The organism is Tengunoibacter tsumagoiensis, assembly GCF_003967535.1.
GTDB classification, from domain to species: domain Bacteria; phylum Chloroflexota; class Ktedonobacteria; order Ktedonobacterales; family Ktedonobacteraceae; genus Tengunoibacter; species Tengunoibacter tsumagoiensis.
Genome location: NZ_BIFR01000001.1, coordinates 2335385 through 2360048 on the forward strand (window position 1 = coordinate 2335385; position 24664 = coordinate 2360048).

13 protein-coding genes are annotated in these 24664 nt (G+C 46.0%); 8 read left to right on the forward strand and 5 right to left on the reverse strand.

All coding sequences use genetic code 11. The features are described from left to right. Positions 1-319 precede the first annotated feature (319 nt). The gene (locus EL628_RS09200) at positions 320-1327 is read left to right on the forward strand and encodes a sigma-70 family RNA polymerase sigma factor (protein ID WP_126579659.1); all 1008 of its coding nucleotides are present in this window, start codon (positions 320-322) and stop codon (positions 1325-1327) included. Between the two features lie 69 nt (positions 1328-1396). Here the strand turns inward: EL628_RS09200 and prfB are convergent. The 4 genes from prfB to lon form a co-directional block, all read right to left on the reverse strand. After that, positions 1397-2513, reverse strand: a protein-coding gene (gene prfB, locus EL628_RS09205; protein ID WP_126579660.1) for a peptide chain release factor 2 whose coding sequence is annotated in 2 segments (ribosomal slippage) — positions 1397-2446 and positions 2448-2513 — 1116 coding nt in all. Because the reading frame shifts where the segments join, the coding sequence is not laid out codon by codon here. 47 nt (positions 2514-2560) lie between these two features. After that, on the reverse strand, positions 2561-3733 hold the full coding sequence (locus EL628_RS09210; RefSeq protein ID WP_126579661.1) for a hypothetical protein: 1173 nt from the start codon (positions 3731-3733) through the stop codon (positions 2561-2563). A 287-nt stretch (positions 3734-4020) separates the two neighbouring features. Beyond that, complete coding sequence (locus EL628_RS09215; protein WP_126579662.1) at positions 4021-4800, reverse strand: zinc ribbon domain-containing protein; 780 nt, start codon at positions 4798-4800, stop codon at positions 4021-4023. A 98-nt stretch (positions 4801-4898) separates the two neighbouring features. Further along, positions 4899-7373: an endopeptidase La gene (lon, locus tag EL628_RS09220; RefSeq protein ID WP_126579663.1), complete on the reverse strand. Its 2475-nt coding sequence runs from the start codon at positions 7371-7373 to the stop codon at positions 4899-4901. Positions 7374-8061: 688 nt separating this feature from the next. Between lon and EL628_RS09225 the strand changes: the two genes are divergently transcribed. The 6 genes from EL628_RS09225 (at position 8062) to EL628_RS09250 (ending at position 22039) form a co-directional block, all read left to right on the forward strand. Continuing rightward, the gene (locus EL628_RS09225) at positions 8062-14943 is read left to right on the forward strand and encodes an RHS repeat domain-containing protein (RefSeq protein ID WP_126579664.1); all 6882 of its coding nucleotides are present in this window, start codon (positions 8062-8064) and stop codon (positions 14941-14943) included. Positions 14944-16097: 1154 nt separating this feature from the next. Beyond that, the gene (locus EL628_RS09230; RefSeq protein WP_126579665.1) at positions 16098-16544 is read left to right on the forward strand and encodes a BRCT domain-containing protein; all 447 of its coding nucleotides are present in this window, start codon (positions 16098-16100) and stop codon (positions 16542-16544) included. Positions 16545-16733: 189 nt separating this feature from the next. Next, positions 16734-17399, forward strand: coding sequence for a hypothetical protein (locus EL628_RS09235; protein WP_126579666.1), 666 nt, complete (start codon positions 16734-16736; stop codon positions 17397-17399). A gap of 803 nt (positions 17400-18202) precedes the next feature. Continuing rightward, positions 18203-18889, forward strand: coding sequence for a hypothetical protein (locus EL628_RS09240; RefSeq protein WP_126579667.1), 687 nt, complete (start codon positions 18203-18205; stop codon positions 18887-18889). 380 nt (positions 18890-19269) lie between these two features. Next, entirely contained in the window at positions 19270-21372 is a 2103-nt protein-coding gene (locus tag EL628_RS09245; protein ID WP_126579668.1) for a WD40 repeat domain-containing protein, read from the forward strand. Positions 21373-21751: 379 nt separating this feature from the next. Continuing rightward, a complete protein-coding gene (locus tag EL628_RS09250; RefSeq protein WP_126579669.1) occupies positions 21752-22039 on the forward strand; it encodes a hypothetical protein in 288 nt (95 codons plus the stop codon). Positions 22040-22160: 121 nt separating this feature from the next. Here the strand turns inward: EL628_RS09250 and EL628_RS09255 are convergent, their stop codons facing one another. Next, positions 22161-23156, reverse strand: a complete 996-nt coding sequence (locus EL628_RS09255; RefSeq protein ID WP_126579670.1) for a HEAT repeat domain-containing protein — start codon at positions 23154-23156, stop codon at positions 22161-22163. 247 nt (positions 23157-23403) lie between these two features. Between EL628_RS09255 and EL628_RS09260 the strand changes: the two genes are divergently transcribed. Beyond that, the gene (locus EL628_RS09260) at positions 23404-24444 is read left to right on the forward strand and encodes a hypothetical protein (protein ID WP_126579671.1); all 1041 of its coding nucleotides are present in this window, start codon (positions 23404-23406) and stop codon (positions 24442-24444) included. Positions 24445-24664: the final 220 nt, after the last annotated feature.

The following is a 24664-nucleotide window of genomic DNA, read 5'->3' on the forward strand; positions in this document are numbered from 1 at the left end:
TTTTCCACAGCTCTGGAAATATCTTCACTTTTTTTAACTTTCTTTCACCACTATTTGTCCATGACTTTTGTCCTATTCTCTTATTTCCTTCCTCTTATTCTCCATGCAGTTGTGCTCCTGATGAGGCAATTTTTCAGATTGATTATAGAAAATGGCTCGCAGAGGGTCCCCTGGCAATGTATTGGCACGAGAATTGCAAAAAAGAATATGGGATCGATTTTTTGAAGATATGAGGGATGTGCATGTTGACTCCAGAGAGATAGAGGCCTGGAGAATACCTGTAAGATATGCACACTGTGAGATGAAGGAGTATGAAAGAATGGTCGCAAAAACAATCAGAGCTGTGCGTGGTGAGGGAGCGGGAAAGTCTGTAACGGAGAAGAAACATCGTGCAGCGAAGGTTGAGTCCTGTGATTTGGATAGTAGTGGAGAGGCCAAAGATTTCTGCTATGAATATGAAGATGAGTATGAAGAGGAAGAAGAAGATCAGCGGATGGCCGTTGATGATTCGGTCAAGCAATATTTAAAAGAGATTGGTATGTACCCTCTCCTCACGGCTGAACAAGAGCTGCTCCTGGCCGAACGGGTCTCGCGGGGAGATCTGCGTGCGCGCCAGCGTTTGATCGAGGCGAATTTACGCCTGGTCGTGAGCATTGCTAAACGGTATTCTAATCAAGGTCTGCCCCTGTTGGATCTTATTCAAGAAGGCAATATCGGGTTGATGAGGGCGACGCAGAAATTTGATTATCGCCGGGGGTTCCGTTTTAGTACATATGCTACCTGGTGGGTGCGGCAGGCGATTAGCCGAGCAATTGCTGAGCATTCGCGGAGCATTCATATTCCTGTGCATGTGGTTGAGCTTATCTATAAGATTAAACGGATTGCTCGTCGTTTGTATCAAGATCAGGGAATTGAGCCATTGCCCGAGCAGATTGCCGCCGAAGTTGGGCTGCCTCGCGAGCGCATTGTGGAACTGCTGAGTGCTGCGGAACAGCCTATCTCGCTCGATGCGCCGATGGCAGATGATGAAGAATACCATCTCGCCGATACGATTGAAGACCAGAATACCCCTATTCAGGTTGACCAGGCAGCCCATCAGTTGTTGCGGGAGCATATTGATCAGGCACTGAATGTCTTAAATCCACGTGAGCGCACTATTATTGAGATGCGTTATGGGCTAAAGGATGGTCATTCGCTCTCATTGGATGAAGTCAGTACGCTTTTTCATCTTACCCGCGAACGTATTCGCCAGATTGAAGTAAAGGCCCTCCGGAAATTGCGCTATCCCGATCGTTATGAAGGCGTGCGCGAACTGGCTCGCGTCTAAGGTTGAGCGTCACCATCGTTCTGTGTGCCACAAACAAGATCTTGTTTGTGGCACACAGAACGATGGTGCCTATTCTTCTAAGGAGGCGACTCCTCCCGCCTTATCCTGTAGGTAGGCATAGATAAAGGGATCGACATCGCCTGAAAGGTAGCGTTCGGTATCGCCCATTTCAAAGTTTGTGCGATGATCCTTGACAATACTATAGGGATGGACCGTCACAGAACGGATCTGCGTCCCAAAGTCGGCCTGGACATGTTCGCCTTTGAGTCGCGCCGTCTCCTCCTCGCGTTTTTTGAGCTCTATCTCATAGAGGCGAGCTTTGAGTAGTTTCATCGCCACCTCACGATTCTGGATCTGTGAGCGTTCATTCTGGCAGGTAACGACGATGCCACTGGGAATATGGCGCATACGGACGGCTGAGTCGGTTTTATTCACGTGCTGGCCGCCAGCTCCTGTTGAGCGATAGGTATCCACCTCAATATCTTCTGGGCGAATAGTAATCTCAATGCTACTCTCGACATCGGGGATAACCTCAACCTTTGCAAAAGAGGTCTGCCGACGATGAGCGGCATCGAAGGGCGAGAGACGGATGAGGCGATGAGTGCCAGCCTCAGAGCGAAGATAGCCAAAGGCATAGCGGCCACGGATCTCGACAGTTGTGCTTTTCAAGCCAGCCTCTTCACCTTCGCTATAATCGTAGATCTCTGTACGAAAGCGATGTTGTTCGGCCCAGCGAAGATACATGCGAAGGAGCATCTCTGCCCAGTCCTGAGCATCGACACCTCCGCTACCAGCATGAATACTGACGATAGCGTCGCGTTCATCGTGCTCGCCACTGAGCATGAGCGCAAACTGGAGCTTCTCGATCTGCTCTTCGATGGGGGGAAGCGATTGAGCTACCTCTGCCTGCATCTCTTCGTCTGGCTCCTCATCCAGTAATTCGGCTAAACCATGCAGGTCGGAGAGCTGTGTAGCAAGTCCCTCCCAGGTTGAGATCTCTTCGCGCAAAGCATTGAGCTGCTGCATTTGAGACTGTGCTTTGCGATTATCCGACCAGAAGTCGGGGGCCATACTTTCGGCCTCAAGTTTTATGATTTGTTCGGCTTTACTCGCCAGGTCAAAGACGCACCATGGTTTTCTGGACGTGTCTCTGAAGGCGTTCGATGCGATTAATTATTTCATTCATGGCGCCTATTTTACCATGTTTTTCCAGTTGTTGTACATCTCTTAGCGCTAGCCGAGGATAACTCCACATAAGAAAATCCACGCAGGTGTCTTATCTGTGGATGGTATGGTGAGAAGCAACAGGCCTGGTTGATTAGGGACTGTGTTTGTATAGGTAAAGGTTCCATTCAAGCTTCCATCGGTATGAACCTGAAATGCACTGGTGAGCATCGGGAGATGAGAGAGGGTATGGCTAAACACGGTCGTTGTTACTGTGAGTGTTGAGGGATCACTATCTGCTGGGAGCGTTAGCTGTCCCGAGAGCGAACCTGGAGAGGTCAGGGGCATCTTCTCCAGGCTGTTGAGATTGAGAGTTATGCCTGACGATTGAGCCGTCGTGACAAACCAGAGTCCTCGATCATTCTGCTGAATGAGCCGTTCGAGCGTAACGATAAGTGAGGTATTCCCCTGTTGAACCCGAACATGGGCAGTCTTTTCATCGCTATCTTGCAGGCTTCCCTGTACCTGATTAGCAGACCAGCCGAGTATGTCTTCAGTCATCTGTTCGGTGGTCGTGACAGGATCGGTATAGGGCTGAATCTGACCATTGTTTGATTGATCCTGGAGTGCTTCGGCCTCGCTACGGCTTGTGACAGGATAGAGTCCAGGAAAGCTGATCTGTTGAAACATGCCTGCGGACCAGCGATATTCCTGAAAGACATTTTGTTGTAGTGGGAGCAAGAGGGCCGCCGCCTCAGGTGCCAGCGTAACGTCGAGGTGGCTGATGCTGAGCGTATGGGTCTGAGTAATTGTGGCCGTACCTTGAATGAGGCCCTGTTGCTTAAAGATCAGCGTGAGTGTGGGCGTTTGATGCTGTAGAACGCAGCCATAGATGTAGATATCCAGGAGATGTTGAGGACTATTGTCGGTCACAGGGATCAGTGCAGCAGGGAGGCCATCGAGGAGATCATCAACAAATTGGACAGCGCCCATTGTCTGGGTGAGAGGTTGCCATGCAATATACTTCGTATAGTCTGTGTGGCGAATAAGATTGGTACAGGTTGCGTTTGGGGGAGTGGGGAATGCTGAGTGAACAACCGCAATATAGTGAGCGAGTGCAAGGAGCGTTAAGAGAGCGAGGAGCAGAGTGATGCCGCGTGTGCGCCAGTCTCGGTATTTTTGTCGAGCTGGCTCATGCGAGATGCGTGTGACGATGGGTCTTCGGCGCTCTGGCTGCTGCATTCCTCTCTTTTTCCTCTATCTATCAATTCAGGAAGAGATATTCTTCTTGAATTTATTGTACTGGACGAGAAAAATGTTCAGAATGGAAATGCAGATGGGTTTTCAGCATGAGGAAGTAGGGTCAGGAAGAGGAAAATGCTGTATTGGGCGCGTTTTCGGACGCGACTGCGGTCTGGTCCATGTCATCAGCCACAATGAATTGAATGGGCTCAATTGATTGTGGTCCCGACAGGGGCCAGACCGCAGTCGCGTCCGCTGAGCGTGCTGACCCCTCTCTTTTCCTCTTCCTAATGCATGGCCTCTGTTGCGAGAACGATAACGCCCTGAACAGAGGAAGTGTCAGGGGACTGTTTGGTATGACTATTATGAATATATGGATAATAGCGATTGCCGGGTATTTCTGCCTGTTGAGCCTGAATAGTGGTGGATGATTGGACTGTATCAACTAATCTTGTCTGGGTAAGGAGGTTCTGCGGGCCTGTGGAGGCCAGTTTTCCCGTTTGTTGCAAGGTAAAGAGGATGACAGCGCCGAGTACGAGCAAAAGCCCGATCAGGATGATACTCATAGCAGCCACGCGCCCTTTGTGATGGGTATTGTTTACTGCTGAAGGTTGTTGGTATTGTCCTGGATGCTGACCATAGCCTGGTGCGATACCTGGATACGACATCCCCTGTTGTTGAGGATAGTTACCACCAGCTCCAACTCCATACTCAGGGTATGCATTCTGTGGTGGATAGGCTCCTCCACTCTGAGCATAGCCAGGATAAGCCGTCTGTGATGGACCAAAATTCTGGGACATCTCTACCCGACTGGTTGCCTCCTGATTGCCATACGTATTGGTATTATCGGTGCCCGAGCGCAAGATCAAGGGCTGGGGTGGATTACCGGGACGGCCTGGGGGATTTTGCAGTTGAAATGCTGGAGAAGCAACCGTTGCATCATCGGTATGGATATCTTCATAGGGCGCATTGGCAGTGCTACTTGTCGCATCCACCACCGCCCCACACCGTGGACAGCGTGTACTACCAGGTGCTAATTGAAGGCCACATTGACCGCAAAAAATCATATATCTCTCCTTTCAAATCCTGGTAGTAGGTTACCAGGGATTGGGAGTATGTTTGATGGTGCAGATGATGAAGATCAGAGCACCATCAAAAGAGATTGTTATCGTGTTATTTGCCTTGCTTGTCTTCTTTTTTCAAGCTTTTTTACCTGTTGTATTGTATCATCCTCTGTCATAGATTGGTGGAGTGCGACGGCGATCACTTCATCCATATGTTCGACAGGGATAAACCGAAGGGACGTCCGAATCTCCTGAGGAATATCCTCCAGGTCCTGAAGGTTTCTCTTTGGCAGGATAAACGTCGCAATCTGTGCACGATGCGCGGCCAGCACCTTCTCTTTAATGCCACCAACAGGGAGGACACGTCCCCGCAGGGTAATCTCACCCGTCATGGCTACCGTCCGATCGACTGGATGTTGTATCAGAGCAGAGATCAGGGCCGTAGCCATGGTCACGCCTGCTGAAGGGCCATCTTTAGGAATTCCACCAGAGGGGAGATGGAGATGAATATCGTGTTTTTCGTAGAAATGTTTCTCCACCGCAAAGTGGTGTGAACGCGAGCGAGCATACGAGAGTGCCGCTTGAGCTGACTCTTTCATCACCTCACCCAGTTGACCCGTAAGAGAGAGCTGTCCACGACCCTCAAGAAGCGAAGCCTCTACCGTAATCAGATCGCCACCTGCGCTCGTCCAGGCGACCCCTGTGGCAACACCAATCTCATCCTGCTCCTCGCCCAGACCATAGTAGTGACGTTGGGGGCCCAGATAGGTGGCAATATTCTCTGCATCGATGAGTGTTCTGCCATGCTGGCCTTCGGCTACCCTGCGGGCCACTTTGCGCAAAATAGTTGCGATCTCGCGTTCCAGATTTCGCACGCCTGCTTCAGCCGTATAGTCGCGGATAATCTTCCGTACAGCATCGTCTGTGAGTTCAACCTGTCTGGGTTTGAGCCCATGTTGTTCAATCTGTCTGGCGATCAAGAAGTGGCGAGCGATCTGCATCTTCTCTTCTTCTGTATAGCCGGGCAGCTCAATAATCTCCAGGCGATCGCGTAGAGCATCGGGGATGGGGTGAAGCGCGTTGGCGGTCGTAACAAAGATCACCTGAGACAGGTCATAGGGAACTTCCAGATAGTGATCGGAAAACTCCGTATTCTGTTCGGGGTCCAGGACCTCAAGGAGAGCAGAGGCGGGATCGCCACGCAGGTCTGACCCAATCTTATCGATCTCATCCAGCACAAAGAGCGGATTGATCGTTCCCGCCTGTTTCATTGTCTGGAGAATCCGCCCTGGGAGTGCCCCAACATAGGTGCGTCGATGTCCACGAATCTCGGCTTCATCGTGAACTCCGCCCAGCGAGAGACGGACAAAGCGGCGATTCAAAGCCTGAGCGATCGAGCGTCCAAGAGAGGTCTTCCCAACACCTGGAGGGCCCACAAAACACAGAATAGGGCTACGCATATTCTTTGCCAATTTGCGGACAGCGATATATTCAAGAATGCGCTCTTTGACCTTATCGAGCCCATAATGTTGTTTGTCGAGGAGAGCGGCAGCCTCTTTGAGATTGAGACGATCCTTGCTCTTTTCCGTCCACGGAAGCGTCACCAGCCAATCCAAATAGCTACGAATGATCCCTCCATCAGGTGCAATCGATGGGAGACTATTGAGGCGATCCAGCTCTTTATTGGCGCGAACCTTAACAGTGTCGGGCATGCCACTTTTTGCAATCTTCTCGCGGAGATCCTGGCTTTCGCGCATAGCGGGATCATGTTCGCTTAACTCACGTTGAATGGCCTTTAATTGTTCGCGTAAGAAATATTCGCGCTGAGATTTATCGACCTCTTGCTGTACCTGTTCGTGAATCTGATTCTCGAGTTGCAGAATATCCAGTTCCTGGGACAGGAGGATACTGAGCTGTTCCAGACGCTCTTCAACATCCAGCGTTTCGAGCAACTTCTGTCGAATGCTAATCGAAACATCGAGGGTCGAGATAATATAGTCCGTCATGGCCCCGATGGGATCGAGGTTCATGGCGGTGATAAAGACCTCATCAGTGAGCGTTGTATTCAGTTTGACACATTTTTCAAAGAGTGCCAGAACCGCCCGGCGCAGGGCTTCTAACGTAGTTGTTGAGACCGTCTCCTCTGCGATAACCTCGGCTTGAACGCGCATGTAGGGAGTCTGTTGCGTGTAAGCAACGCGGCGCAGACGACGTTGACCTCGAATGAGAATGCTCACGGTTCCATCTGGTAGCTTGAGGACACGTTCGATCAAGCCTTCGACCCCGATGACATAGACATCCTCCATGCCTGGATCTTCCATCTCTTCTTCCCGTTGTGTCACGGCAAAGATAAGATGATTAAGATTCGCAGCCTCTTCAATCGCTTTGATGGAAGGGTCCCGCCCAACCAGGAGAGGCGCGACCATGTTGGGGAGTAAGACAGTGTTGCGTATGGGTAGAACTGGTAGATCAACAAGCTCCCTCTGACTCTCTTGAGGCACGATGAAATGGTCGTTTACAGCATCATTAACGCCGTTCAGTTGCTCAGGAGTGGCAACCTGTGTGGCTTTCTCCATAATAGCAGATCGTATCCTCTCAGTAGAAATAGAGATGTAAGATTTCTTCTTAATCCTGATAATTTCGGTAATCTTAGGAGTTTTTACAAAACTGACAAATGTTCGTCCCATTATAACTGAATGTATAGAGTGAAGCAACGAACAGCCCCTTTGTCCAGGGCATGCCAATTCTGGGCCTACCCTCTTTTGGCGTACCGGTGTCGTTGTTTTTAATAGATAGCGATGCGCTAGCCTGTACTAAGATAAAAGAAGGTGCTACGAAGATTCCTCTTACGGAGAGTAAAGAGTGGAAAGGAGGTTATGAATCTAGAGATATTTTTGCAGAGAAATATAAATTCATACGTTTCTATCTTGTATAATCAGTATACTTCAGTTTATACTTATTGATAAGGTTATCCAGACAGACCGCTTGAAGGTAGCTTGTGACGTTCATCGCTGACGTCCTTGCTAGAAAAGAAAGAGCCTGCTTTTATTTTCTTTGACGTCTTAAATCTGACAATGAAGTGTATTTTTGATAGTCATCCCAATCACCCCTCTCTCTTTTCTTCTCTGATTGTACGTGTACCTGTTGTTTCTTGCTCTCTTCAAGATGACTGAGTGGGAACGAGAGAACTACAAAAAGTAGTTCTTGTTTCCTCCTGCCTCCGGGCAAGGAGAATCTCTCTATGGAAAAATTGGAGCAGTATACATGTCTTCATTTGGCAAGGATTGCAGATCTCTGAGAGATCGACCATTTATTTCACGTCCCTCTGGCTCTTCGTCTCGCCTTCGTCCATTCGCCTGGGCCTTTTCGCTCACAATGGGCTTCTTTCTCTTCAGCAATCTTTTTGGTCAGTGGCCGTTGATGCTTCCCAGTGTTGCTGCCGCGCCGCTACCGACAGTCGCACAGGCTAATACGACGATCCAACAGTTTTTAAAGACGGGGACAGTTGCTACGCAGCAGCAGCCTGAAGATACTAAAGTTGCCTATGTCAATAACACCCCCCTAACAACCTCATCATCTGTACAGCAGCCACCCAGTGCAGAACCTGCTCAGATGAAAGAACAAGATTATATTCTTGATAATTCTTTTGTTATCAATCGACCAATTACTGCCAAAACTACTTCTCAAGCTAACAGTGGGATTACAGCAAAAGCAATTACCGCTGGTATCAATCCTCTTACGGTCAAAGGGAGTGATGGCCGCCTGGAGGTGGAACTCCCTCGAGGAGCAGTGGATGTAGCACAGGCAAAGATAAGCGATGGGACAACCCCTTCTGGAAACCTCATGTTCCAGATCAACCAGCAAAGTGGCCATTCCTTTGGGAATCGAAGCTTGCTGGGAACGTATCAGATTCAAGTCGTAGATTCTCAGGGGCATGCTCTCAAGGGAGTGCATTTAAAGTATCCTGTTACTATCCGTTATCACTATAAACCTTCAGAATTAGCAGGCCTCAATATTGCGCCCGATAGTGTCGTGCTCAGTTGGCCTGATATGATCAAAGATGCGACTGCTGCGAAGCAGAAAACTGATGCATACATAGTACCAATGACCAATGATACAAAGAATCATGTTCTCACAGCTCAGACAACCGTTCTTGGGTATGGTCCTCTGGTTGCTAGTGGATCAGATTCCAAGGCGTTGGCTCCTATCCCGCATCTTGCGTCTGTTGGAGGAAACTCTGGGCAGCTCAATTATACCTATCCTCTCTCTGTTGCTGCTGGTCCAGGCGGCTTTGCTCCTAAGTTAGCATTAAATTATTCTAGTGAGAGTGTAAATGAGCGCCATAATGCTCGTGCACCTGCAAATGCAGTTGGTGATGGTTGGTCAATAGGCCTTGGCTCTATTAGTGCCGAAGACTATCCTGCCAGTAGTGCCTCTGGTGCAGGAACCTGGTATTTCCTCAGCGGGATTGATGGAGTAAGTGATCGTCTCATTCCAAATATTCTAGGCAATTCAGGTGATGGCTTTTATCAGACTGAACACTTTTCCCATTTGCGTATCCTGTTTAACCTTAATTGTTTTCATATCTGGGACACCTCTGGAACATACTACGACCTTGGGTGTACCAATGATTCATTGCAATATACGAATGATTCGACCCACCACCAATATCGTTGGGATCTCAATAAGGTTTTGGCACCATATGAGAATACCAGTCAAGTCAAAACCATGTTTATTTCCTACATTCAGGATGTAAATAATAACAATGTTCGCGATGCTGCGCTCAAACAAGTAGTCTATGGTTATGCAACCTCAACAAGTGCAACATCACTTTCTTTGACTGCTGGAACCGTTGATTTTCATTACCATGCTCCTAATCAGATTTCCGATACCGCAACGAATGCACCAGAAGATTGGGCAGAAGCGTATGGAAGCCGTAATTGTGCCTCAAACAATCAATCGACGACACTTCGTTGTGATGATCCGTTAGCTTATCAAAGTGTTCAGCCAGCAACGGTCATGAGTACATTGACACTTGATCGTGTCACTAGTTATGTAGGAACAGACACAGATTCTCATAATATTGCCTATCGTTATAACCTTACGTATGCAGATTCCTCTAATTCAGTAACCTGCTACGATCCTATGACACAATTAACACAATATTGTGCTGGGATGCATCTGTTACAGAGTGTAGTGCCAACGATCTATCAGAATGGGACTGCACACAATCACAAGGGGCTGGCGTTAAGCTATACATCACCTTTGCAGAACACCTATTATGATAACTCGCAGCAGTTTCAGACAGATGTAAATTGGCCTTATCTCAATAAGTATATCGATAATGATACAGGGATAGGCCAGGCGATCTCTTATTCTCGAGCCTATAGCAATACGAATGGTACACCTTACACTGCCAATGCAGCGGGTGATATTCTTGATGATCGGCTTGATCCTTTTTATTGTCCGCATCATGACACCGATCCACTGGGGACGACGCGTTGTGCTGGAAATGTCTTTGCCCACCCAGATCAATTGGCCTGGAGTACACAGGTGGTAACGCAAGTGCAATCTCTGGGTAAAGATAGTTCAGGAAGCGACATTCCACTGGCGACAACAGGATACTTCTATTGGTTACCAGCACAACAGAATGGGTGTAATCCATTAGGACTTCCGCCGAACAATACTATAGCCACGCAAGAGGGGAAATGTGTTGGGTATACCTGGATTCCAGGATACAATGGCACATCCACAACTCCTGATGGTGACTGGGTTGATTACTATCACGCAGAATTTCGTGGCTTCGATGCGGTGTATATAACGAGTCCAGCGGGCCATCTCACAGCGGATTACTATTTTAGTACCGAGGGATGGTATACTCCTGAGCTTGATGGAAATAATTACAATGCGGGGCATCTGCGCCAGGAAGATCTTTATTGGGGGAATGGTCCCAGCATTCCAGGAGCTCTCAACCTTTATACGCTCGCCAGCCGCAACAACCAGATCTTACAGGAGACTGTCAATAAATATGCCGGGTCTGGAACATGGAACTCCTGTGCTGGAAATCTTCAAGGGGTCTATCCACCCTGTGTTGTTGATATGTATAGTAGCCGAACCACCTGGTATGAGGGGACGGGAACGAATAATGCCAATGCCCCCTGGGTTCAGCATGATTATACCTATGATGATTATACGGGAACCAATAATGGCAATACTGGTTCTGGATTTGCCTTTGGTCAATCTTCTTACCACAATCTGCAAAAAGAAGTGACCACAAGCTCCAATGCTCCTTCCATTACGCAGACATGGACATACATGCCAGGTGATCGAGTTACGCCTGATAATGTCACGTATTATGATGCGAATAAAGTCGCTCAAACTCAGATAACCGATGGAAACGGGCATATCTGGAAATGCCAGGACAACACATATGATGAAGGAAGCCAGTATCAAGGGCAATCAGGTGGCCCTTATGCCGTTGCTGGTTGGCCGACGACTCAGACCCAGTATAGTGACTGCAATACGAGCAACAAAAATAACACCGCCTTAAAGAGTTATACCGCCTATGATCAATATGGCAATAGTATCGCAAACGTTGATCCATTCGGTGTTGCTAATAGCAGTATCTACAGTACAAAAGGATGTACAGCCACAACGACACCTGTAATTCTGCCCAGCAGTTGGACGTCGGGGAAGTATACCTCTTGTGTTGCGTATGATACTAATCATTATGCAGCCTTACCAACAAGTACAACAAATGCCCTGAACCAATCAGCCAGCAAAACATATGATTATACACAGGGCGAGATCCCTGTTAGCGTCACCGATGCCAATGGGCAGACCACCAGCACCAGCTATTCCTACGATAGTAATGGGAATACGACGGTGCAGGTCAAATCTCCTGGCGAAACAGGGAGTTATACCAGTCAATCCAACTCCAATTCACAGTGTACGTCGAGTAGCACTCTTCCCTGTTATGAGGTTGATGCCAACTCCTCGTTGTATAGTGGAGCTGTCACTCGCACGTTCTATGACAACGCAGGACAGGCCGTTGAAACACGCTCTCCAGGACCCGATGCTACGCATGATATTATCGCATTCACCGTCCATAATCCCAGTAACAATACGGTGTTCCAGAGTCAGCCGTATCTCGTCGCGCATGGAAGTGGATGGATTGATCCCAATGGGGCAACCGATAGTCAGGGTCACTCAGTCGCAGGAACCATCACCACCTATGATCCCCTCGGTCGAGTGATTGCAGTCCGTGATCCTATCCAGGGCTCAAGCGCCGAACCAGGCATCAGTTGTCCGAATCTTTCTGGCACCTGGACCTCCTGCACAACGTATGGATTGGGCAGCCCATCAGGCGATAGCCAGGCCTATAGCTATGTTGCTACGACCGATGCCAACAACCACATGACAGTTACCTTTAGTGATGCACTGGGACGTGGTCGCTACTCGCAGGCCTATAGTGTGGCAGGTGACATCACAAAGAACATCACAACCAAACACGAGACCCAGTTCAATGTGCTCAATCAACCAACAGCGGTGATCGCGACCGACCTGGCTCCCCAGAGTGGCCAGACGATCACACAGGTCACCACGACCGCCAGCTATGATGATCTGGGCAGATTGACACAGCTCAATGATCCGGATCGTGGCACGCACACCTACACTTATGATGCTGATGGACGTGTCCTCACCGATGTTTCAGGGACACGCACAATTGGCGCCAGTTATGATCTGTTAGGACGCGTGGGCTGTGTGCAGGATGCGGCTCCAACGACGGATGCAACTGGGACCTGTAGTGCAGGAAGCCATCCTCTCGCACAGAATACCTATGATGTGAGTACTCTGGGAACGAGTGGAACCACAGACTTTCCTATTGGTCAACTCACCAGTACGGTGAATACGACCTCGTATCCAGATGGTTCAGTGGTCACGACGACCAATAAGGTACAACATGATCTGCGAGGTCGGGCCATTCAGGCCACGTTACAGATCGGCGTTCCTGGCTCCTGGAATGTCACCACTGCCTTACCAACCTATAGTGAGACGCAAGCTTATAACGATGCCAATCAGGTCACTACGACCCAGACGAGAGCTAATGGAACTGGTGGTTATACCTTTACGCAGGCCTATGATAGTACAACAGGCCAGGTAAAAGGGTTAAGCAATAACGCGACTGGTGTCGCTAATCTCGCCACCCTCTCGTTTGAGCCCGTCCACAGTCTTACCAGCGATCTCACTTTCCAGACGACGACTGGCAATGTGTTGGTGGACGATCAATTTACCTATGATGGCAATCTGAGACCGTCAGGAACGACGGCCACCTGGCAGAGTGGGAGCAACTCGACAGGAACGCTGTTTAGCTCCTTGAGAAGCTATGATCCTGTTGGCACTGTCAGTAGTGTCATTAGCAATTATGCAACCATTTCAGGTCAGTCGAACTCGGGAGGATCAGAGACTCAGAATTTTTGTTATGACGAGCTCAATCGCCTGGTCTGGGCAGGCAATAGTGGGAGCCAGCCCGCGGCAGGAAATGGAACCTGTGGCACAGGAACTCTTGCCAGTGGAATCAGTGGTGCTAGCTATAGTACACCTTATGCTTATACACACCTGGGGCAACTCTGGCAAGGGTCATTGAAAGGATCTGGGCATTATCAGTACCTGTACTGTGACGCGAGCCATCCCCATCAATTAACCGGGCTGTATCCAGTTGGAACAACCTGCTCCAATCTGACAGGCAGCGTCTATGGATCGCAGTATGACGCCTGGGGCAATGTCACTACCCGTACCACTGGAGGACAGACTTCGACGTTGACCTACAATGTTTTGGATGAACTAACCCAATGGAATGCAGGCAGTACGAGCATCGAGCAGTATGCCTACGGGGCAGGTGGTCAGCGGGTCCTACGGCGAAGCACCACCAGCAGTGGCACCACTCTGTATGTCTACGCCTTTGGTCTGGAAGATCATGCCTATCACGCCAATGGGCAAGGCTTTGATGACAACTATTACTACAGCCTGGGTGGCCGATTGATTGGCAAGTTGGAAGGAACCAATACCACCTTCTATCTCACCGATGGTCTGGGCAGTGTCGTCAGCAGTTTCTTGCAGACAGCGAGTAGTGCGAGTCTATTAGGAAATCAGGCTTATGGCCCGTATGGGAACAACCGCTATCAGAAAGGATCGTTAGGGACCAAGAAGGGCTTCACGGGACAGTATGGGGATGATAGTACCGGATTAGATTACTACAATGCGAGGTATTATGATCCAGTGGTAGGGGTGTTCTTAGAGGCGGATACGGTTCAGGGAAATGGGCAGGGGATGGACCCTTATTCCTATGTAGGAGCAAATCCCGAAACCCGCACTGATCCGACGGGGAAACGTGCATGTGCTGATTGTGGTAGCGAAGATGGAGGGTATGCTTATAATTCTTCCCAGATGAGCAATCCTTCTCAGTCGCAACAGATTACTCCTGATCGCCCATTGCCACCGCCACCGCCACCGTCAACACCGCCACCGTCAACACCGCCATTGCCACCGCCACCGCCACCGTCAACACCGCCACCGCCGCCGACAGCACCGACACCAGGTCAAATTAGAGACCCTAAACTCAATGCGATTGGCTGGGGACAGGTTATTGCAGGTATAGGTATCATTATCGGTGGTATCCTTGGTGCCACACAGGAACTAACAAATCCATTTTTAATTATTGCCTTTAGAATGATGAAGGTGTGGGTTTTCAATCTGTTTACAACTGTCGTAGGTTTGATAAAGGCTGGAATGTCAAATATTCTAGCTTCCTATTCTGACGGAGGTGATCCTAAGATGAGGATTTTTGTAGATATTGTTGGTCTTATCTTAGATGGTATCAATATTGTTTCAAACCTTATTCTTACAGTTCAATCCGTAAAGGGAGCTTTAAATCTTATCAATGGAAGTAAAAGCTTCTTCGGAAACTTAGCAAGTATGGCAAAAAATGAACAGATTGTCTCAGCAGGAGGACGAGGAAGTAGCTTATTATCTAACGGTTTTAAGCAAGCTTCCATCAATTTTGGAAATGCTGCGTTTGGTATTGGGTATCTTATAGCGGATTGGCATCAGCTTCAGTTAGATGAAGTAGCTGCGGGAAGTTATTAAGGTCCAAAATTTGTAAAATTATATTCCACAAAGCTGTTGATAGCAAATTTAAAATGAGATACAGAAATCTCACCAAAAAAAGAAAGGGGAGAGCAGATGTGAAAATTTAAGCGGGAATTTTAGTATTGTGACCCACATTCCGCAGTCAAAGTTTTTGCCGGACTGGCAGGCTCATTTACATTGTAGAGTTTCTGTATGCTCTGCATTATCAATCGGCCTCTAGCCTGGGGTATCAAAAACGGGTGCGGAATGTCGGGCTGGCAACGCCCTACGAGGTCTTTCCAACCGCTGAAGTACGCTGCCTTTGCCAGCGCTTTGAGGTTCATTACACGCCCAAACATGGCAGTTGGCTCAACATGGCTCATCAACCAGTCACCGTATGGACGACGCGACGCAATCGAACTTCGGTGACTATGAACTGACGCTTCACAGCTGAAGGTACATCGATCAAACTCAAACATCTTTACCTATTAATCTCTGCTTGACAGAGTGTTAGTCTTCATATTTAGAAATGAGAGAGATACTGATGAACATAAAAAATACTCTTAAGATCGTAATGAAAATCATGTATTTCCCTATGGGTTCATTGGATAAGGACGAAAGATTTGAGCCGAAGAACAGGCCAGTTCTTTTTTATGAGTATTTCATTTACATTCTTGCTTTCTACAATTGTGGTATTCAATCTTTCTTCTTTCCTGCTAAATTTGTGGGATTCGGATACTATTCGATGGTAATATTATTCATATTAGTGATCATTGTTTGCTTGTATAAATTATTATTTCCTCCATCTTTTTCTATAACACGTTTATGCTTTATTTTATTCTGTATCATGCTTTATTGGATGTATACTGCACATTAATCGTTATATAAACATATTTTTGAATAGTAAAAAATAATTCCCTCGCATCTTTTGCGTGAAAACGGAGAGGCAGTATTTAAGAAATTTTGGTCTCATCCAGCTATTTCTGCGTTCTGTGCAATTTTGGCAGAAAGATTAAAGAAGTACTACTAGCAAAAATACCTGGTGAACCCTGTTAGTCAAAAAAAATGCCACTCTGAGCTGCGGAAAGAGCAGGTTTTTTACCGCCGCTGCGCCAGATAATCGAATGGACTTGCTTCGTCAACGTGCAGGTGAATAAAGAAAGGAACGAGCTATGGGATCGGATTTTGCTGTCGTGACAAGTGAAGAAAAGCTCTCCAAAAAAGACTTTATGCTATTCATTCAGTCAGTTGGAGGAAAAATAGATTTTGATCCTTTTTGTGAAGGCTATTTCAATGACGAGAAAACAGGGCAACAGCTCATTATCTTTTTCAATACCACTGCGTTACGGGATTTAGCAGTGGATGAACCGGAGACACTGGAACACATAGCCACCATGTTAGGAGCAAAACCCCAACACTGTTTTATCATAGAACCGCTCAGCAATCCCTCAAGCAATCTCCTTGCCGTGGATTTTGCCATCCTTTGTGCTCAAAAGTGGCCATGTATCGGATGGAATCCCACAGATCCCCCCTCTTTTTTTACGCTCGAGCAACTTCTTCGTCTCCAAAGAGCGGGTATATCTTTTGATAGTTGTGATTTAAACATGGATCTCCTATAGGTTCAGAGGAGGTAGAGAAAAAAGAAGAGAGATGAGGCATCCCTGTAATGATCTCACTGTTATTATATCGCCGTTCTTGAATTCTACATATATTCCTGATTATTGATGAGTCAACCCGAAACAGAAAGTGTTTCCTTTATTTTTAAATGGGTGGCTACTCGCCGCGTTGGTATAAGGAGTCCTACGGAGTTGCATAACAAACTAGAGAGAACAAATAGTATTGGGAAATTCTTTGTAGAGATGAATTATGACACGTGGATTGTGATGAATGTAGGAGAATGTGGGATTATTGCTCGAGCTGTCTACGGAAATAAGTGGACAGAAAGAAGTGCAGGTATATCTTTTGCTAGTCGTGTCCTCCAAGAAATAAGTTCGTTGGAGAAAGATGAAAGGGGTCAGACTCCTCGTATTCTGATAAATACTGCGCTAGCCGTTAATGTTCTACCAGAGAGTGGATTTATCTGCACTACCTGGCAATGTTTCCCTGACTTTATTGAGATCTGTTCAGTAGGGACCAACTCTATTCTTATGAGCAACTCAAGTATCATGCAAGAAGCCATTACTCGGCATTCAGTCGATCACCTTTTGAATTACGATGAGCCACAGAGGGATTTGCGATGGAGAAATACGATAACACATATCTTAGGAAATGAAAATGGTTGTCATATCGAAGATATTCGTGTTTTTCGCACACCTTTATTGCAAGATACAAAGATAGCCATTATCGTTGAGCGTAGGCTTGCCTATGATATTATCAAGCAAAAAATTTCACCACAAAATCTCTCCTCTTTTATTGATAACTGGAGTTGCCCGCCGGGGCGGAAAAATAGGACGAGTGTGCTCCTTTCTTTATGAATAAGCGTTTCAAATATGCATGCTAGCACCCCACTAAGAAAAGTGGAAGCAACGCGACAGGAACGTTGTTCAGCTCCTTGCGAAGCTATGATCCCGTTGGCAATATAAAGAGTGTGAACAGCACCTATGGAGTGGTTCCAGACCAGCGTAACTCAGGAGGAAGTGAAACTCAGAATTTCTGTTATGACGAGCTGAACCGTCTGGTCTGGGCAGTGTGATTGGTGGCTTTTTACAGATGGCGGAGAGCACCAGCCTCAAGAATAATCAGGCCTTCATTTGTTCACCTGAGAGCCTGACAGAAAGGAATGATGAATGTATGTAACACTACTTTTATATAGCCTGCTCTTTTTTTACTCGGAGTCTGTACCTTGATCTTGCGCATAAAAATGCAGCACGTAAAAAGCAAAAGAATAAAAGATCTGATTGAGAAATTTCTTTATGCTTTTATGTATTTTGCTTTATTTCTTCCTTGTTATACTGGGCTGTTCTTCCTTTTGCCAGAGATGAGACATATCATTTCTCGTACGCTCCTGATTGTGGGAAGTTTTCTGTTTGCAATGAGTTTATTAGTAATTTTTTCAAGAAAACTCAAAAGTGATACAATTTTATTCGTAATGCTCAAGCTTTTAAACATAGGTTTTACTGCTATAGTCATAGGTATTGCAGATATGATATTATTTTCTTAACTCGTTTTTCTTGCATAAACGTTAATTATGAACACTCCATTGTCATGCCGGGTGGGGAACCTTATTCATGAATAGTTTCAACCAGACCTATTAATAAAGGACAGGAGTCGAGTAAAAATGGACAAAGAGCAACGTAAACAGAGAATTATCACACAATCTATTGTGGAGAAAACAATTAGTGGATGGATTGTGGTGGATATGGCAGAGCATGGGATTGTTGTTCGAGCCATCTATGGAAATATGTGGACAGGAAGGCATGCAGGCCTCGCATTTGCCAGTCGTGTTCTGCAAGAAGTCAGTTGGTTGGAGAGCCATGAGAGAGGTCAGACCCCGCGTATCCTTATCGATACCGCAAGAGCAACCAATGTGGAACCACAGGGAGGATTTATCTGTACCACCTGGCAATGCTTCCCTGACTCTATTGAAATCTGTTCTGTGGGAACCAACACGGTTCTTGTCGGTGATGCCAATGGCATGCAAGAAGTTTTGGTTCGACATTCTATCGATGAAGTTATCAAGCAGGATGCCATAAAACGAGGGGAGCTACCGAAAGACGCCTATCACTTCTATAGGTTTTTCGCAACACATGTGTTAGGGGATAAAAAAGGATGTATGATAGAAGACATTCGCGTTGTTCAGATACCGCTGGTACAAGATACGGTGATTGGAATACTTAGTGATCATGAGATTGCTTCTGAAGCTGTCCGTCAAAAGATTCCAGGGTTCCAGCTGTTCTCGTTTATTCAAGATTGGACTCCCATAGAGAGGGTCGAAAGGACGAGTGTTGTCATTTCGGTTGCATAAAACATGCCCCTCATGCACGTGGGAATGAATATCTATTGGGGGTCTTAATAATTTTGCAAATCTGTGTTTTGAGTGGAAACGCTTTTTTTACTCATTGTAATATTTTATAGATTTGTTCCAGAAATTTGGATATTTGAACGTATCTTTGTCTTTTTCAATTTTTTATCGTCAAGTTTACAAAAGGTCATGAGCTTCATCTTCAAAGTAGTGAAAGCTGGATTTATGCATACATGACCCGTCTCATGGCTTGGCTTTTGGCGGAGGCCCTGTTCCTGAGGACTTTCCGTACACTTTCTAGAGAAGGCCTTCCGATTCAAGTTTAATTTAGTGATTTGCAAGCAATTTAATCAAGAATGATAAATTTGCTTAGGAGAATAATCATGATAGACAAATATACTTATTGCGTAAAGGATTATGTAGAATCTGCATTTGAGTTATTATATACTTATGCAGTAAAAGATGAGGAATATGAAAAATTTGTGAGTAGATGGGGCGGGTTGGATTACGAACATTTCACCAGAGCGCTTGAATTGGGCTCTGGTGATGATCGTCTGTGTGCTATGGTTGCTTTAGGCGCATATGAAAAGATCGATGCTACCAAACAGCTTATTCCTTTTTTGCAGAGCAAGAAAGTGTCTGAGCGCCTGGTCAGTACAATAGTTTTAGGGAGGAAGCAAGACGAACGTGCTTATCCCGTTTTAGAAAAGCTCCTGCTTGAAGGTTTATCTCTCAACGAGCGTACAAAAACCTTGGAGCGCAACGATTATGATGCTATCGATGAATGGTTGTATTGTGATCTTTATCGCCCTCTCGTTATCGAACTTCTCGAACCGTGGTCTTCTCCAACACTGATTGAGACAATGACTCAGGCGGTTGAGAAACTTTGGCAATTAGAAAAAACGTCATCCAGATTGCACATCGAAGGCGAAGCAACGGATGTGTTGTGCTATGCCCTTGGGCAAAGGGGGGCTTTTCATGCCCTTGACCATATTGATTTTATCCCTTCATACCGTGCTATCGCTCTTGTTTATATGGCACTTGGTTTTTTCCAGGTAAAACCAAGGGATGAATGGAAAATAAAAGTCACTGATAAAATACTTTCTGAACGTATACAACGTTTTCTTATTGCAGAATTTGGACAAAACAACGATGAAGCTCAGGCATGTCTGGACTATTTTAATAACGAGTCTAGTGTAAGAAGTGCATATAAAGCATCCTTAACTGATGAGCAAATTGCCAGGCTAGTTGACAAACATTTTATTATGGAACATGAACTTAATCTAGTTCATACCATTAGTGAGGAAGAGGAAGAGGAAGAGGAAGAGGAAGAGGAAGAGGAAGAGGAAGAGGAAGAGGAAGAGGAAGAGGAAGAGGAAGAGGAAGAGGAAGAGGAAGAGGAAGAGGAAGAGGAAGAGGAAGAGGAAGAGGAAGAGGAAGAGGAAGAGGAAGAGGAAGAGGAAGAGGAAGAGGAAGAGGAAGAGGAAGAGGAAGAAAAAATTGCTCAAAGAGACTTAGAATGTGTTGTTCGCTATGAAGGACATACATCTGCCATCTGGAGCCTCGCCTGGTCACCCAGCGGAGATCAGATTGTTTCTAGCGGTGCGGATAAGACAGCACAGATTTGGAGCTGGAAAACAGGCCAGTCGCTTGTGCGCTTTCATGAACACACTGAATGCGTTACTGCTGTTGCCTGGTCCCCAGATGGGAAATGGATTGCCTCAGGAGGCAGTGACAACACAGTATTTATTTGGTCCACTCAATCTGGAGAGGTGAAAACAGTATACAGGGAGCATCGTGGGTGGATTTGCCGCGGCCTTGCTTGGTCTCCTGATAGTCAATGGGTTACATCGGCATCATGGGATGGGACAGTCCACGTTTGGAATGCTATGACAGGTGCTCTAAGGATGTGTTATAGAGGGCATCAGGGAATCATCACGAGCGTTGCCTGGTCCCCAGATGGAACACAGATTGTTTCTGGTGGTGGATCTCCTGAGTGTTCTGTTCATGTCTGGAATGCATTTACTGGGGAATGTACAATTGTTTATAAAACGTATATGGAAGATACAGCAGGGGTGCGTCCGTTTTTTCCGGAGATGTTTTATGATGAGCAAGAAGCAAGAAGACCTGATAGTTTAAGAAGCATTGTCTGGTCTCCTGATGGTCAATGGATCGCATCAGTTGGTTATAAATTCACGTTTCGGGTTTGGAATGCGAAAACGGGAGAGGATTTAATCGCAATAGCGCAGGACCGTACAGATGAGGTAGTTGCCTGGTCCCCTGATAGTCAATATCTTGCAGCCGGGTATTGGAATGGGGTGGATATATGGAGTATTTTTGAGAAGAAAATTATTTTCAACTATCCTTCTGTCATTTCCTCTTCATTGTTGGCTCTTAATTGGTCTCCGGATGGGAAAATGATTGTTGCAGGTGGAAAGGGAAAAAGGTCAAACAATTGTGTTTTGAGAGTAGACATCAATTCCTGAAAGAGAATGAGGTCGATGTTGCTCAACTTCAGCTCGAGCGTTTTCCCTGTATTGATGACTTTGAGGTTGTGATGCGGGCACCGTCCCTCTTCATGTACCCTGGCATCACCTGTGCTGCTTCAGAAGTACTCTGGCGCAAACTTCTCCAGTGAAGCCTTCCCAAAAGTGGAGCCTCTTGCTAGCAGGTTTTATGGCAGTGTCTGAATAGTTACAAAGAGAGATGAAAATGCATAGATAGGGCTCCATAATAGGTGAATCTATTTATTCATCTCCTAAAGATGTTCTAAAACCATGTGCTCTTAGCATCGAGGATATTCAAAAAATCCAGAAAAACAATAAATATTTGTAGAAGAGTTAACATACCGAAAAGAAATAGGAGATGGAAAATAAAATGATGCAGGCCTTCCAAATAGAAAAGATTACAAGCGTAAGCGAAAATGAGCTTACTGTTATTGGAAGATGTTTGGATGATATAGAAATTGGGAGCCAGGTATACCTTCTTGAAGAGGGAAAACAGCTTCCAAATGAGGCGAAAGCGTTCGTCGTTAGCCATATATTCATCTACGGGAAAGATATAGATCTATTGCCTGGTGGATGGACTGGAAAATTAATTATGACAGGAAAAGAAGTAGTTGTGGGCGGAAATAAATACTCCTTGTATCATTGACAAAGGTACAGCCACACCATCCAGCGGATAAGCTCAAATAATTATACAAAAACGAGCCCATCTGATTTGAGCTTCGGAAAACAATTCGCCAACCATCTCTTAATGTTGCTCTACCAATTTCTCAGTTTTTCAGATGACGTTCTTGAATACATTGGATGGCATAAGTCGCAGTGTCTTTGATCCTGTTTACTCCAGAGTAGCCAGGATCATTTTGCTGTATCCAACTTAAAGCAGATAGAGCTCGTGTATCGCCGCTCCTGGCGAATGCCAGAACTGCATCGCTACGCACATTTCCATCTGGATCACTCAATACTTTAAGCAGCACGTCATGAATACGGGTATCTTGGAGTTGACCCAAGACAGACACAGCAGCACTGCGAATTCTGGGATCTTGATCTTCAAGGGTGTTGGTAAGTGAAGCGAACACGGATGAGCCCCCTAATTGACCTAAGGCAAAGATGGCTCGTGTTCGAACATACCAACTATCATCAGCAAGCAGAACGATCAGTGGCTTAATTGCACGCTTGTTTCCTAACTTTGCTAGAGCATCTGCGGCATGCGCTCGAACAAGGTGCTTTTTATCTTGTAAAGCATTGATGAGAGGATCGATTGCTTGTGGATCATATAGCTCTGCTAATGCTGACGCTCCTCCTTCGCGTACATTGTCATCTTCATCTGTGAGCATAGCCAGGAGTGATGGAAACGCAGGTTGCCCAATTGCCGCCAGGGCAGATTCAGCTTCTTGCCGGGCAGTGATCGTTTCTATATCATCCCAATTGCGCCGAAATACGTTGATCAGTGGTTGGATTGCCTGCGGACTACCAATGAGTCCAAGACCTTTAATTGCCTCTTGAACAACCTGGACATTCTGATTTTCTAACTCTTCAATAAGTAGATCAACGGCCTGCACATCTCCAATGCCTCCCAGCGCTCGCACTGCTTCTGGCAAGGTGAAGGTTGTGAAAGCATGTTGTCTAATTGCCGTCATCAGAGGTAAAATAGCGGGTTTTCCGATCTTGATGAGCTTATCAGATGCTTGACGCCGCGTTCTCCATGTACGATCGTTTAAGGTGTTGATCATATCTTCAATAATGTGGTTCGTATCAAGATTGTTCATATTTTTTCTTCTCCCTAAAATAGGGATATCTACTTATCGGCATCATTCTAATGACGTACTTCTAGTCTATCAATTGCTTCTCCAAAGGGAGGTTCAGGATTTGGCAAATTCGTTAACATTATCCTGGCGTGATGCTACTAGTTTTCTTTTAAGATATGGTATAATAATAGTATTAAAATAGCCTATCAATGCTCACTCTCTTAATATAATTAACTCTCGATAAAGGTAAATAGATAGGGAGAAATGAATGTCCACTCAAAAAAGAGATTACCTTCCTTTTAACCTCACTTTTTATACAAAACAGTTTCTTCCGCTATGGAATGACATTTTGAATGGCAATATTCGCCCAGTAAAAAAGCTCTTGAGCCAAACATCCCACTTTTCTCGATGGCCCTATATCGGATACCCACGACTGATGTCTACCTTTGATTTTCATTATTTTATAGATTTTCATTCTTTCTATGACAGAAGGTTTCAATCCTTCCTTCATCACTATCCTTTTCTGCCTCCCACATCAGAGATAGCCGATTTATGGGGCCTCTTTGATCCCCTCTTTTCACTCATTGAGACAACAGAAGATGTAGCGAGCCTTCCTGGACTCGATATCCTTCATCACAGTCTCTTTTATACACTGTGTTGTGCCTTAGGTCCAGGGGAAGACGTTTTCCTGAGGCTCAGAGATAACGTACATATTGTTCGTAGGCATCATTTTGTACTCATAGGAGATGACGAAATATCTCCATGGTATGAATATATCAAGCATCCTGATAGAATACCAGGTCATTGGGAGCTATTCTATTCATCAATGCAGGCTTTTCCCCATGATCTGGCAAACGTGCTTCCTTCTCATTTAATGAAAACGTTAGAACATTCTACCACTTTGTTACAAGAGAATGGAGTGAATTGGTTTTATCCTTTCGAAAAAATAAACGTCTTCTCAAAGAGTGATCTCTCCGCGCCTCTTCTTTTTTTACACGGGGTGTTTGAGTTATGTATAAGAGATGCCTTGAAGGGTGGGCTTCCTTTTAATTTCCAGCTTGTTACCTGTCAGGAGGATATTGATACCACCTCAAACCTCCTGGATTATTTTCTGTATGATCAGTTAACCACTTTTAAAGAAGAAAATACGATGATTATCCATTCAGAGCTTCTCCGACAATACCCAGAGCGAATGAGTCTTTGTTTAAAGCAACAGGAGGATGCTTTTCTTGAGTTACGGAATCGTCTTTTGCGAAGAATTTTATTTGCTGCCCAAAATGAATGGGCTCTTTTGTTTCTTTCTTGTTGAGCATTATATTCCTTGCGAAGCTATGATCCCGTTGGCATTGTGAAGAGTGTGAACAGCACCTATGGAGTGGTTCCAGACCAGAGTAACTCAGGAGGAAGTGAAACCCAGAATTTCTGTTATGACGAGCTGAACCGCCTGGTCTGGGCAGTGTGATTGGTGGCTTTTTACAGATGGCGGAGAGCACCAGCCTCAAGAATAATCAGGCCTTCATTTGTTCACC